Raw genomic sequence first — 12,239 nt, 5'->3', positions numbered from 1 at the left:
GACTGTCCGCTATGGCATGGTCCATCGGCTTCCGCGGCTGATGCCTACCTGGGAGGGCAATTCCATCGGTTTGGCCGACGCGGCTGGACGGATGGTGTAGTTGTAGTGCCGAGGACAAGCCGTTCGTCCTATAACCGACTCGACTCGCGTCCGCCATTTCGGGCAACGCGGGTCAAGGTGCAGAATTTAGAGGAAAGAACCGAGATGGTTCGGTTCTCCCGAGGAGGCCGCTCATGACCGCTCGCACCCCTGATGCCGAGCCGCTGCTGACCCCCGCCGAGGTCGCCACGATGTTCCGCGTCGACCCCAAGACGGTCACGCGGTGGGCGAAGGCCGGCAAGCTGACGTCGATCCGCACGCTCGGCGGACACCGCCGCTACCGCGAGGCTGAGGTGCGCGCCCTGCTGGCGGGCATCCCGCAGCAGCGCAGTGAAGCCTGATCCAACTGAATAGCGGGCAAACCGGCTGGTCCCCCAACTGGTCGAAGTGCCCCGAACCCTAGCTCGAAGCGACGCGGGACCTGCCCCAACAGGGCCCACGCCCAGGCCGACAAGAACTTTTCAGGCAAGCGACACAGGGTGCGTCGTAGATCGCGCTGGACTCCGCCGGGTCCAGCGCGATCTTTTTTGTGCGTCCATGAGGTCTTGGGCGACCCTGGCCGGCGCCTCCGTGAGCAGCCTTGTCGGAGTCTGGGGATCGCTGTCGGATCCGCTGTGCGGGCACCGGAAGGGGCCCGGGGTGGGGTCCACAGGGTGGTGCAATTGCACATATTAAATTGACCAGTTGTAGGAAGGGGGTAAGTACCGCCGTTTCGGAAACTCATGCGGTGACACCCGTCACATACCGCACGGGTTGTTTGTACCGCCCCGGGTGCGCTAGAGGAGTCTCGCGCTCCACCGGCCCTTGGGGGAACGGCGGTTGGGGCCACCGTCACGGGCCGGCGGGGGCCGGATCCTCCGTGGCGTCCTCGGGCGGCTCGGCGGCATGCGGGGCGGAGTCCATGGCCAGCCGCAGCAGCTGGTGGCAGACCGCGCAGTGGCGGGTCAGATGACGGTACGACGAGGCGGCCGCCAGGTGGGCCCTCAGCAGCGCCCGCGTCTCGTGCCGCACCGAAGCCGCCATACGCCACCTCCAGAAGGGCGCCGACAACAACCAGCCCTCCCTCCTGGGTAGCCACCGAATGTGACGCCGTCAAGGGCGCCGACGGCTACGCGCCGGGCACCCCGAGCCGACCGCATGCGATCGACCCAGGCCGTTTTCGGGCCGACTACGTCCGATGCATGCCTCTTCTTGTCCGTCCATGAAGGTGGCCCTCGCCCTCCCGTCGCGACGCCACCCCACCCACCGGCTGCGGGAGGACGGGTGCGGCCGGCGCCCGTCTCTTCGTCGCTGCGGGGCAGGGGACGGGGCAGGGGTGGGCAAGGGCCACGGGGAGGCGGGGGGCGGGGGGCAGGAGGTGGGTATGCGAAAGGCCCGCTTCCCTTGGGGGATGCGGGCCTTGGCGGTTGGGCGGTCCTGACGGGATTTGAACCCGCGGCCTCCACCTTGACAGGGTGGCGAGCACTCCAAACTGCTCCACAGGACCAGGTTTCGCGGCACTTTGTCTTGCGTTGTGCTGCGAGAAGGACTGTACAGGAGGGGGTGGGCCCTGGTCGAACTCACCCAGCGTGCCCGGTCGGTTACGGAGCCGCCGTGTCGATCGCCTTCACGATCCGCTTGTCCGAGACCGGGTACGCCGTGCCCAGCGCGTGCGCGAAGTAGCTGACCCGCAGCTCCTCCAGCATCCAGCGGATGTCCAGGACCTGCTGCGGCACCGGCCGGCCCTTCGGGAGCTGCTCCAGGAGCCAGGCGTACTCGTCCTGCATCTCGTGGACCTTCTCCATGCGGGTGGTGTCCCGCTGGACGTTCGTCGGCATCTGCTGGAGGCGACGGTCGGCGGCGACCAGGTAGCGCATCAGGTCGGGGAGGCGGCGTATCCCCGCCCACGTCACGAAGCCGGGCTTCACGAGCGCGTCCAGCTGCTTGCGGACGTCCGTCAGGTTCGCCAGCAGCGCGGGGCTCCGGACACCCTTCAGGCGGCGCTCACAGGCCTGCCAGGCGGCCAGCACCTGCTGGACCTGCCCGACCGTGCGGACCGTCGTGTCGACGATCTCGGCGCGCACCTTGTCGTACAGCTTCCGGTACGACTCCTCGTCCCACGCCGGCCCCCCGAAATCGGCGATCAGCTTGTCCGCCGCCGCCATCGCGCAGTCGTCGAACAGGGCCTGGATCGTGCCGTGCGGGTTCGCCGACAGCGCGAGCTTCTGGGCGTTCGTCAGCTTCTCCGACGCGAACTTCGCCGGGTTCACCGGGATGTTGCGGAGGATGAGGCGGCGCGTGCCCCTCCACATCGCCTCGGCCTGCTCCTCCTCGGTGTCGAAGAGGCGGACCGAGACCGTGTCCCCGTCGTCGACGAGGGCGGGGTACGCCTTGACCGGCTGGCCGGCCCGGCGCGTCTCGAAGACGCGCGTCAGGGTGCCGATCGTCCAGTCGGTGAGGCCCTTGCGCTCCAGGGACTCGCCGCCCTCACGGGAGGCGGTGGCCGCGGCGGCCTGGGACAGGGCCTGACGCGCCTTCGGCTTCAGCCGGAGCTTCAGCACCTCCAGGTCCTTGTCTTCGGCCAGCTTCCGGCGCCGTTCGTCGACGATCCGGAAGGTGATCTTCAGATGGTCGGGGACCTTCGCCCAGTCGAAGTCCTCGGCCTCGAAGGGCACGCCGACCATCCGCTTCAGCTCGCGCGCCATGGTCGTGGTGAGGGGCTCCTGCAGGGGGACCGCGGTGTCCAGGAAGCGCTTCGCGAAGTTCGGCGCGGGCACGTAGTTGCGCCGGATGGGCTTCGGGAGGGTCCGGATCAGCTCCGTGACCACCTCTTCCCTGAGGCCCGGGATCTGCCAGTCGAAGCCCTCGTCCTTGACCTGGTTGAGGACCTGGAGCGGGACGTGCACGGTCACGCCGTCGGCGTCCGCGCCCGGCTCGAACTGGTACGTCACCCGGAACTTCAGCTGCCCCTGCCGCCAGGAGTCCGGGTAGTCGGCCTTGGTGACCGCCTCCGCCGACTCCCGGATCAGCATCTCCCGCTCGAAGTCCAGGAACTCCGGCTGCTCGTGCCGTTTGTGCTTCCACCAGGAGTCGAAATGGGCGCCGGAGACGACGTGCTCGGGCACCCGCTGGTCGTAGAAGTCGAAGAGGGTGTCGTCGTCGACGACGATGTCCCGGCGCCGGGCGCGGTGCTCCAGCTCCTCGACCTCGCTCAGCAGCCTGCGGTTGTCGGCGAAGAACTTGTGGTGGGTCCGCCAGTCGCCCTCGACCAGTGCGTTGCGGATGAAAAGCTCGCGGCTGGCCTCCGGGTCGATCCGGCCGTAGTTCACCTTCCGGTCGGCGACGATCGGTACGCCGTACAGCGTGACCTTCTCCAGCGCCATCACGGCCGCCTGGTCCTTCTCCCAGTGCGGCTCGCTGTACGTCCGCTTCAGGAGGTGCTCGGCGAGCGGCTCGACCCACTCCGGCTCGATCTTCGCGTTGACCCGGGCCCAGAGGCGGCTGGTCTCCACCAGTTCGGCCGACATGACGAACCGCGGGGGCTTCCTGAAGAGCGCGGAGCCCGGGAAGAGCGCGAACTTCGCGTTGCGCGCCCCCAGGTACTCGTTCTTCGCCGTGCCTTTTCCGCCCTCACCCCCGGCGTTCTTCACGTCCTTCATGCCGATGTGCGACAGGAGCCCGGCCAGGAGGGAGACGTGGACGCGGTCGCCGGGGGCGTCCTCCTCGTTGAGGTGGATGCCCATCTGCTTGGCGACCGTGCGCAGCTGCGTGTAGATGTCCTGCCATTCGCGGATGCGCAGGAAGTTCAGGTACTCCTGCTTGCACATGCGCCGGAAGGACGACGACCCGCGCTCGCGCTGCTGCTCCCTGACGTACCTCCACAGGTTGAGGAAGGCGAGGAAGTCGCTGGTCTCGTCGCGGAAGCGGGCGTGCTGCTGGTCGGCCTGGGTCTGCTTGTCGGCCGGGCGTTCGCGCGGGTCCTGGATGGAGAGCGCGGCGGCGATGACCATGACCTCGCGGACACAGCCGTTCTTGTCGGCCTCCAGCACCATCCGGGCGAGCCGCGGGTCGACGGGCAGCTGGGCGAGCCTGCGGCCGGAGTCGGTGAGCCGTCTGCGCGGGTCCTTCTCGGCCGGGTCGATCGCGCCCAGCTCCTGGAGCAGCTGCACGCCGTCCCGGATGTTGCGGTGGTCCGGCGGGTCGATGAAGGGGAACTTCTCGATGTCGCCGAGGCCGGCCGCGGTCATCTGCAGGATGACGGAGGCGAGGTTCGTGCGGAGGATCTCGGCGTCCGTGAACTCCGGGCGGGAGACGAAGTCGTCCTCGCTGTACAGCCGGATGCAGATGCCGTCGGAGGTACGGCCGCAGCGGCCCTTGCGCTGGTTGGCGCTGGCCTGGCTGATCGCCTCGATGGGCAGCCGCTGCACCTTGGTGCGGTGGCTGTAGCGGGAGATGCGCGCGAAGCCGGGGTCGATGACGTACTTGATGCCCGGGACGGTCAGCGAGGTCTCGGCGACGTTGGTGGCCAGCACGATCCGGCGGCCGGTGTGCGGCTGGAAGACGCGGTGCTGCTCGGCGTGCGAGAGCCGGGCGTACAGGGGAAGGACCTCGGTGAACCGGTAGTTCTTCCTAGTGAGCGCGTCGGCGGTGTCCCGGATCTCCCGCTCGCCCGAGAGGAAGACGAGGATGTCGCCCTGGCCCTCGCCCTGGAGCTCCTCCACCGCGTCGCAGATGGCGGTGATCTGGTCCCGGTCGGCGTCCTCCGCGTCCTCTTCGAGGAGCGGCCGGTACCGCACCTCGACGGGGTACGTCCGGCCGCTCACCTCGATGATCGGGGCGTCGTCGAAGTGCCGGGAGAACCGCTCGGGGTCGATGGTCGCGGAGGTGATGACGACCTTGAGGTCGGGCCGGCGGGGCAGCAGCTGGGCGAGGTAGCCCAGCAGGAAGTCGATGTTGAGGGACCGCTCGTGGGCCTCGTCGATGATGATCGTGTCGTAGGCGCGCAGCTCGCGGTCGGTCTGGATCTCGGCGAGCAGGATGCCGTCCGTCATCAGCTTGACGAAGGTGGCGTCGGGGTTCACCTGGTCGGTGAAGCGGACCTTCCAGCCGACGGCCTCCCCGAGCGGCGTCCGCAGCTCCTCCGCCACCCGCTCGGCGACGGTACGGGCGGCGATCCGGCGGGGCTGGGTGTGCCCGATCATGCCGCGCACGCCGCGCCCGAGCTCCATGCAGATCTTGGGGATCTGGGTGGTCTTCCCGGAGCCGGTCTCACCGGCGACGATCACGACCTGGTGGTCGCGTATCGCCTCGGCGATCTCGTCCTTCTTCTGGCTGACGGGCAGCTGCTCGGGGTACGACACGGCGGGCACGACGGCGCGCCGGGCGGCCATCCGGTCCTCGGCCCTGGCCACCTCTGCCTCGATCTCGGCGAGGACGGCGGCCCGGGCCTCCGGCTTACGGATCTTGCGCGCACCTTCCAGCCTGCGCCCGAGCCGGTGCGCGTCGCGCAGTGAGAGCTCGGTCAGGCGGGGGGCGAGGGGGCCGAGGGCGGGGGCGGGATGCGTAGACATACGCGGTCCAGGATCTCACCTCGGGGAAATTCATGGCGAACGCTTTTGCCTCCGGCGGTTCGGCCGGTTGCTCTGGGGGGCCGAGGCAGTGGTACGGGTGCGGGTGGGTGGGGGCTGGGCGCGCAGTTCCTCCTCCCCCCAGCCTTCGGCCGGGGGACCCCCAGCGCCCCTCGAAGGGGCGCTGCCCAGTCGCATCTCACCCTGCGGGCGCCGGGGAGTGAAACCCCCCTACGGGGTTCGCTGGGTCGGGGTGGTGGGGGTTTGGATGGGCTGGGTCGAGGTGGCCGCCGCGATGGACTTCGCCGTGTTCGACACCGCCTTGATCCCGAGGTATGCCGTGGTCATGCTGCTCACCGCCGTGAAGGCGGCGGTGAGGACGCCGATGATCACGGACTCGTTGCCGTTGAGCCGCCAGACGCCGAAGACCGCGACCCCGGCGATCGCGAGGTTGCTGACGACGACGGCGAGCAGGCCGTAGCGCGCCCGGTCCTTCTCCAGCTGTATGTCCTGATCCCGGCTCATCTTCCCCACCCTGGTGACGTGTTGACCCGCCAGAACCTAGCGGCGGCGGGCCGCGGCGCCAAGGAGGTTCAGGATGTGGCGGGGATGACGGTGTAGGCGCCCACCAGGTCCGCGTACACGTCCACGGGGGTGCTGCCGGTGTTGTAGAGGTCGATGTCGCCGTCGGTGCCGACCTTGACCAGGGCGCGGACGGTCGTGGGGTGGCCCTTGGTGAAGTTCAGCGAGTAGGTGCCGGGGCGCGAGGTGCCGTCGGGGTAGGCGACGAGGCAGCCGCCGCCGGACGGGGACGGCACCGTGAGGTTCAGGTCGGCGGCGGTGACCCCGGTCGCGGGGACGCCGTGGGCGCCGGTGACCTTGAGCCTGAGGGTGGCGTGGGCGGCGAGCCTGGCGACCTTGCCGGTGCCGGTACCGGTGCGGGTGTTGAGGACGCGGGCCGGGGTGACGGGCAGGAACTCGGAGCCGTTCGCGGCGGTGCCGTACCAGCCGGCGAGGTCGGCCACGAGGTTCGCCGACGCCTTGCTCTCGTTGTGCAGGACGACCTTGCCGTCGTGCACGGGGATCACGACCTGCGTGGTGGCGGTCTGGCCGGTGGTCCAGTGCGGGCCGCTGACGACGGAGTCGTCGGTGCTGTGCGTGGCGACGGTGAGGTCGCCGGACGCCTTGGTGGCGGTGGCCGTGACGTCGAGGACCACTGCGTGCGCGGTTGCGGGGACGCCGTGGGTGCCGCCGACGGACAGGGTGAGCGAGTGGCCGCCGGCGACCGGGCTCCGCGGGCCGCCGGTGCCGGTTCGGGTGTCGAGCAGGCGGGCCGGGGTGACCGGGTGGTAGGTGTCGGCGTACTGGGCGTGGGACTGGAGGCCGACCGTGGCGATGTCGACCGCCACCGCGCCGGAGCTGCCGTTGTAGACGTCGACGGAACCGGTCGGGGTGACCTTCACCGTGGTCTCGGCGGTGGTCGTACGGCCCGGCTCGAAGGTGGTGTCGCCGGTGCCCGGACGGGTGGTGCCGTGGGGGTAGAGGGTGAGCGTGCCGCTCGCCTTCGCGTTGCTGGTGACGAGCTGGAGCTGCACGGCGTCCGTGCCGTCCGAGTCGGCCCGCAGCACGGCCGCCGAGAGCTTCAGGACGCCGTGCGCGGCGATCGTCTTCCCGGTGTCGTGCTGCGGGGCCATCGCGACGAAGGCGTCGGCGGCGTGGAAGGTCGTCCGGGCGGTCGTGGTCCGGCCGAACAGGTCGGTCTGCGTCAGGGTGGCGGTGTAGGTGCCGGGGGCCGCGTACGGGTGCCTCAGCTGCTGGGTGCCGGTGGGCAGGCCCAGACTCTGGTCGCTGCCGTCACCGAAGGCCAGGGTCAGGTCGTGGATCTCCCACGGGGCGGACGACGGTGGAACGGTGAACACCGCGAGCCCCGCCGCGATCTGCCCGGCGGCGGCGGTGTCCGCGGTGCCGGACACCGCTACGTTCGGTGCCGCGGCCGTTCCCGCCACGACCTGCGCGGTCTGACGGGCCGAGGAGACGCCGTCGGTGTCCGTCACGGTGGTCTTCGCCTGGTACGAGCCCGCGGAGGCGTAGGTGTGGCCGATCGGCTCGCCCGCAGGGGCACTGACGGGTGCGGTGCCGTCGCCGAAGTCGACGGAGTAGGTGAGCGGCTCGCCCCAGCGGCTGATGAAGTCGTCGGTCCGCACCGAGGTGCTCAGCGGCGCCAGTCCCGTCCTCGGTGACAGCCCGCCGCCGTCGGCCGGAACGGCGATGGTGTCCTGGCGCTCGAAGGCACCCCGGTCGCGACGGGCCGCCGGGCCGGGACCCACGTCGTCCACCAGCGGGTCGTCGACGCCCGGGGCGCCCGCGGCATCCGTGCTGAGTTCGCCGGGGGCGCCGGGGTCCGCCGAGTCGATGAGCGGGGAGTGCTCGGGCGGCGCCTCGAGCCGCGCGCCGACACCGTCGATGTCGTGCGCGCCCTGTCCGGTCGCGTTCTGGAGCGCGGCAGCCGTGGCGTAGGGAGTCTCCGCCCAGAGGTATTCGGTACGCCGGGGGGTCGTACCGCCCACGGTGTCCGCCGCCACGTTGTAGTCGTCGGTGACCTGTCCCGCCGAGTCGTCCGACACCGAGTACAGAGGGGTGGTGGGCGCCGGGCACGTGCTGCTCCGGAGCAGCTTCGGGGCGGCGACCACGTTGTTCTCGACCGCGCCGGAACTCCCGTCGGCCAGCGATATCCCGGGGGCGCACGGCGAAGCGAGCGAGTTGCTCGTGACAGCGATGCCGGCTGTTCCCGTGGCCGTGATCCCGCCCAGCCGCGGGTTGTCGATCACGTTGGTCGTCACCGTGACCCGGGCCGCGCCCTGCGCCGTCCGTACGCCGTACGCGTATCCGCTGCCGATCGAGTTCCGTTCCACGGTGACGTCGGAGGACGTGCCGTCCACGGTGATCGCGGTTCCCGTACCGCCGTCGCTCGGCGCGGACGAGCGCGCGAAGGTCAGCCGGTCGAGGGTGATGTGGTCGGATCCCGCCGACACCAGTGCGTCGGTGGCGTCGTACCCGAAGACCAGCGACTGGACCCGGACGTCGTGGACGCCGTTGAGGGTCAGCGCCGGCGCGGAGCCGGGTGTGGCGAGCTCTGCCCGCGTGGTGCTCCCGCTGGGCGCCCCCGTGAAGGTGATCGGCGCGTCGCTGGTCCCCGATCGCGTGAGAGTCACCGCTCCCGAGTACGGGTGGGCGTCCGGCGACAGGATCTGAACCGTGTCTCCCGGCGTCACCACGTTCGCCGCGGCCTGCACGGTGCAGAAGGGCAGGCTCTGCGTCCCCGTCCCGGTGTCGCTGCACGCGACGTCGTGGTTCACGTAAAGCGTTCCGTCGGTCCCGGCGGCCGCCGCCGTGCCGCTCTCCCAGCCGCTCATCACCCCCGCCACGACGACCATGGCGAGGGACAGTCCGACGGCCGGGCGGGATCTGCGCATGCGGTCTCCACGGAGCGTTCGCGGTGGTGGTCACGAGAACGCCGGAGACGACGGTTCAGCTCAGCGTTGTCATGCGGTCGTCATGATCGCAGTCCGACTGCAAAGGAACGCCATGCTCCGCCCCCGACTTCCTCAAGACGCGGCCCGGCGGCGTGGGTTGGCGGACCACTGTGCAGACTGCACGGATGGACGAGACGGTGTTCCGGTACACGCGCAGGCAGCGCCTGGCGATGTGGGTGTTCGCGTCGGGGATGGCGGTCTGGGCCGGGGCGGTGAGCGTGCGTGCGGCCAGGTACCTGGCCGACGGTCAGACAGGTTCCGCCGTCGGCCTGTGGCTCATGTTCGGGCTGATACCGACCGTGCTGTTCGTACCGCTGGCGGGGATGCCGACGGGCTGGACGCGGATCGACGTGGAGGGCCTGCGCACCCGCGGGATGACCGGCCGTCGGCGCGTGGTCTGGAGAGACATCGCGAGCGTCCACGCGCTCGCGGGGCGTGGGCGCAACGGGAGCATCACCCAGATCGGAGTCACCCGGACCGACGGCACGTCGTTCCTGCTGCCCGTTCCCTTCACCTCGGGGGCGATCGCCAAGGATCCCGATTTCTACGAAAAGCTGGAGCTGATGTGCCAGGAGTGGAAGAAGCGCAGCGGCACGGGGGATGACACATGAGAAGCGATGACACATGAGAACAGCCCCTCCGGAATCCCGGAGGGGCTGTCTGTTGTGGCTGGGGCCGGGGTCGAACCGGCGACCTATCGCTTTTCAGGCGATCGCTCGTACCAACTGAGCTACCCAGCCACGAGGTTTCACGTGAAACCCCAGCGGTCCTGACGGGATTTGAACCCGCGGCCTCCACCTTGACAGGGTGGCGAGCACTCCAAACTGCTCCACAGGACCAAGCTTGTGTGCAACAGTGTCGCACACGATCTTGCGTGCCCCCAACGGGATTCGAACCCGTGCTACCGCCTTGAAAGGGCGGCGTCCTAGGCCGCTAGACGATGAGGGCTATCGGCCCGCCTGGGCGCTTCGTCAGCGCGTCGGGGACGTGAGAAGCATATGGGATGGCGGGGAGTATCGCCAAAACGGTTTACGGCGCCGAGGGCGAGGCTGTGCCGGCCGTGCTCCCTGAGGGTGACGGGCTCCGGGAGGGCGTCGGGGTCGCACCCGGCTGGTTGTCCGCCGGGAGGTGACGGCTGACCTCGGCCGTCGTCTCGCCCAGGCCGCCCAGCTTGATCTCGTCCCAGGCCTGCAGCCGGTGGCTGTCCCGGTCGAAGTAGAGGATCGAGGCCTCGATCGGGTCCGGGTACTTGCCCTCGACCGCGCGCAGCCCGCTGCCGCCGGTGGAGCCCTCCACGCGGAGCCGGGTGCCGTGCGGGAGGAGTTCCGTCTGCTCGTGGTGGAGGTGACCGGCCAGGACCAGGGGCACCTCGCCGTCCGTCATCCGGGCCGCCGACGGCTCGTGGACGATCGCGACGTCCACCGGGGTGCCGGCCGCCCGCTGTTCCCGCAGGGCCGTGGCGAGGCGGTCGCCGGCCAGTTCCTCGGACGCGTCGCCGCCGGGGACGGACGAGCGGTCGGGGGTGAACTGGGGGTCGCCGATCCCGGCGAAGCGCAGCCCGGCGATCGTCTCGGCGCGGCCGTCGTCCAGGACGTGCACGTTCTTCATGCGGGAGAGGTAGCGCTGAGTGGTGCGGGAGTCGTGGTTGCCCCGCACCCACACGTACGGCACGCCCAGGTCGGCGACGGGGTCCAGGAAGCCGTTCTCGGCCGCGGTGCCGTGGTCCATGGTGTCGCCGGAGTCGACGATCACGTTCACCTTGTACTGCTCCACCAGCGAGGCGATGATCTTCCAGCTCGCCGGGTTCAGGTGGATGTCGGAGACGTGCAGGACGCGCAGGGTGGCCGGGTCCGGGGAGTAGGCGGGGAGCGTGGACGTGACGTCGTACAGCTTCGTCACGTTCGTCACCAGGCGGGCCAGCTCCTTCTGGTAGACGTCGAACTCGGTGACGATGCTGCGGGCGTTGCCGACCAGTGCCGGGGCGGAGGAGAGCAGGCCGGAGAACCTCGGTTCCAGGACCGACTCGGGGTTCCAGGTGGCGAACGCGGTCGCGCCGGACGAGGCGAGCAGAGCGAGGGCGAGGCCGCCGGCGGCCAGGGCGCGGCGCGGGCGGCGGTAGACCGCGAGGCCGAGGGTGGTGGCACCGGCGACCACGGCCACGCAGGAGCGTACGGCCAGGTCGAGGGTGCCGTGCTCGACGTCGTGGGCGACCTCGTCCTGGAGGCCGGAGAGCCGCTCGGGATGGTCGACCAGGGCCTGCGCGCGGACCGGGTCGAGCTGGTCGACGTTGACGTCGAGGCGGACGGGGCCGGAGTGGGTGTCGAGGTAGAGGGCGCCCAGCGGGGAGACGTTGATCTTCGTGCCGCCGGTGAGCGACGGGCGCAGCGTCATCGTCGTGTCCATCGGGCCGACCTGGGCACGGACGTTCCCGACGATCAGCAGCCCGAGCCACGCGCCGACGAGGACGACGGCGGCCAGACCGAGGACCCGGCTCCAGACGGGCGGCTCATGTGCCTCGGGGGCGAGTTCCAGGACGGGCAGGCGGGCTCGGGTTCGGGTGCGGACGCGGGCCATTGGTGCCGTATGCCCAGGATGGCCGGCTCGTATGCGGCGGTTCGTGCCGCGGGCCGGGCTTGTGGAGGCGGGGGGCGTGCGGAGGCGGGCGGGTCAGCCCCAGCCGAGTTCATGGAGGCGGGCGTCCCGGATGCCGAAGTGGTGCGCCACCTCGTGGACGACGGTCACGGCGACTTCGTGGACCACGTCCTGCGGTGTCTCGCAGTACCGCAGGGTCGGTCCCATGTAGATCGTGATGCGGTCGGGGAGGACCCCGGCGTACCACTCGCCGCGCTCGGTGAGCGGTGTCCCCTCGTAGAGGCCCAGCAGCTCCGGGTCGTCGGCGGACGGCTCGTCCTCGACGAACACGGCCACGTTGTCCATGACCCGCGTCAGCTCCGGCGGGATCCGGTCCAGGGCCTCGCTCACCAGTTCTTCGAACCCGTCGCGGGTCATCTCCAGCACAGGGCCATTGTCAGGGACGAACGCGCGGAACGCGGGTTTCCGG

General features: G+C 70.3%; 8 protein-coding genes and 4 tRNA genes. 2 read left to right on the top strand and 10 right to left on the bottom strand.

The features are described 5' to 3' along the window. The first annotated feature begins 233 nt into the window (after positions 1–233). Positions 234–440 carry a developmental transcriptional regulator BldC gene (gene bldC, locus AB0472_RS05125; protein ID WP_003949541.1) on the top strand — a complete coding sequence of 69 codons (207 nt, stop codon included), beginning with the start codon at positions 234–236 and terminating at the stop codon, positions 438–440. Between the two features lie 490 nt (positions 441–930). Here bldC and AB0472_RS05120 read toward each other — a convergent pair whose 3' ends face one another. From AB0472_RS05120 to AB0472_RS05100, 5 genes are all read right to left on the bottom strand, one after another. Then, on the bottom strand, positions 931–1,122 hold the full coding sequence (locus AB0472_RS05120) for a DUF6274 family protein (protein WP_366353526.1): 192 nt from the start codon (positions 1,120–1,122) through the stop codon (positions 931–933). 388 nt (positions 1,123–1,510) lie between these two features. After that, a tRNA-Asp gene (locus tag AB0472_RS05115) sits at positions 1,511–1,585 on the bottom strand. 94 nt (positions 1,586–1,679) lie between these two features. Then, complete coding sequence (gene hrpA / locus AB0472_RS05110) at positions 1,680–5,648, bottom strand: ATP-dependent RNA helicase HrpA (protein ID WP_366353525.1); 3,969 nt, start codon at positions 5,646–5,648, stop codon at positions 1,680–1,682. Between the two features lie 228 nt (positions 5,649–5,876). Further along, the gene (locus tag AB0472_RS05105; protein WP_366353523.1) at positions 5,877–6,170 is read right to left on the bottom strand and encodes a hypothetical protein; all 294 of its coding nucleotides are present in this window, start codon (positions 6,168–6,170) and stop codon (positions 5,877–5,879) included. 68 nt (positions 6,171–6,238) lie between these two features. Next, the gene (locus tag AB0472_RS05100) at positions 6,239–9,118 is read right to left on the bottom strand and encodes a PKD domain-containing protein (protein WP_366353522.1); all 2,880 of its coding nucleotides are present in this window, start codon (positions 9,116–9,118) and stop codon (positions 6,239–6,241) included. Between the two features lie 185 nt (positions 9,119–9,303). Here AB0472_RS05100 and AB0472_RS05095 point away from each other — a divergent pair, with 185 nt between their 5' ends. After that, positions 9,304–9,789: a hypothetical protein gene (locus tag AB0472_RS05095; protein ID WP_366353521.1), complete on the top strand. Its 486-nt coding sequence runs from the start codon at positions 9,304–9,306 to the stop codon at positions 9,787–9,789. Between the two features lie 55 nt (positions 9,790–9,844). Here AB0472_RS05095 and AB0472_RS05090 read toward each other — a convergent pair. The 5 genes from AB0472_RS05090 to AB0472_RS05070 all read right to left on the bottom strand — a co-directional run bounded on the left by AB0472_RS05090 (position 9,845) and on the right by AB0472_RS05070 (position 12,196). Then, a tRNA-Phe gene (locus AB0472_RS05090) sits at positions 9,845–9,918 on the bottom strand. 24 nt (positions 9,919–9,942) lie between these two features. Next, positions 9,943–10,017: transfer RNA gene (locus tag AB0472_RS05085), tRNA-Asp, on the bottom strand. Positions 10,018–10,053: 36 nt separating this feature from the next. After that, a tRNA-Glu gene (locus tag AB0472_RS05080) sits at positions 10,054–10,126 on the bottom strand. An 81-nt stretch (positions 10,127–10,207) separates the two neighbouring features. After that, on the bottom strand, positions 10,208–11,752 hold the full coding sequence (locus AB0472_RS05075; protein ID WP_366353519.1) for a metallophosphoesterase: 1,545 nt from the start codon (positions 11,750–11,752) through the stop codon (positions 10,208–10,210). A gap of 93 nt (positions 11,753–11,845) precedes the next feature. Further along, positions 11,846–12,196, bottom strand: coding sequence for a metallopeptidase family protein (locus AB0472_RS05070; protein WP_366353518.1), 351 nt, complete (start codon positions 12,194–12,196; stop codon positions 11,846–11,848). Positions 12,197–12,239 lie beyond the last annotated feature (43 nt).

It is taken from the genome of Streptomyces sp. NPDC086777 (assembly GCF_040702065.1).
Classification (GTDB): domain Bacteria; phylum Actinomycetota; class Actinomycetes; order Streptomycetales; family Streptomycetaceae; genus Streptomyces.
This window is presented reverse-complemented; position numbering and strand designations above follow the sequence as displayed.

Bases quoted from the DNA above. Each gene is read 5' to 3' on its own strand.
- hrpA (WP_366353525.1), bottom strand. From the start codon at position 5,648: ATGTCTACGCATCCCGCCCCCGCCCTCGGCCCCCTCGCCCCCCGCCTG.
- AB0472_RS05105 (WP_366353523.1), bottom strand. From the start codon at position 6,170: ATGAGCCGGGATCAGGACATACAGCTGGAGAAGGACCGGGCGCGCTAC.
- AB0472_RS05100 (WP_366353522.1), bottom strand. From the start codon at position 9,118: ATGCGCAGATCCCGCCCGGCCGTCGGACTGTCCCTCGCCATGGTCGTC.
- bldC (WP_003949541.1), top strand. From the start codon at position 234: ATGACCGCTCGCACCCCTGATGCCGAGCCGCTGCTGACCCCCGCCGAG.
- AB0472_RS05075 (WP_366353519.1), bottom strand. From the start codon at position 11,752: ATGGCCCGCGTCCGCACCCGAACCCGAGCCCGCCTGCCCGTCCTGGAA.
- AB0472_RS05095 (WP_366353521.1), top strand. From the start codon at position 9,304: ATGGACGAGACGGTGTTCCGGTACACGCGCAGGCAGCGCCTGGCGATG.
- AB0472_RS05120 (WP_366353526.1), bottom strand. From the start codon at position 1,122: ATGGCGGCTTCGGTGCGGCACGAGACGCGGGCGCTGCTGAGGGCCCAC.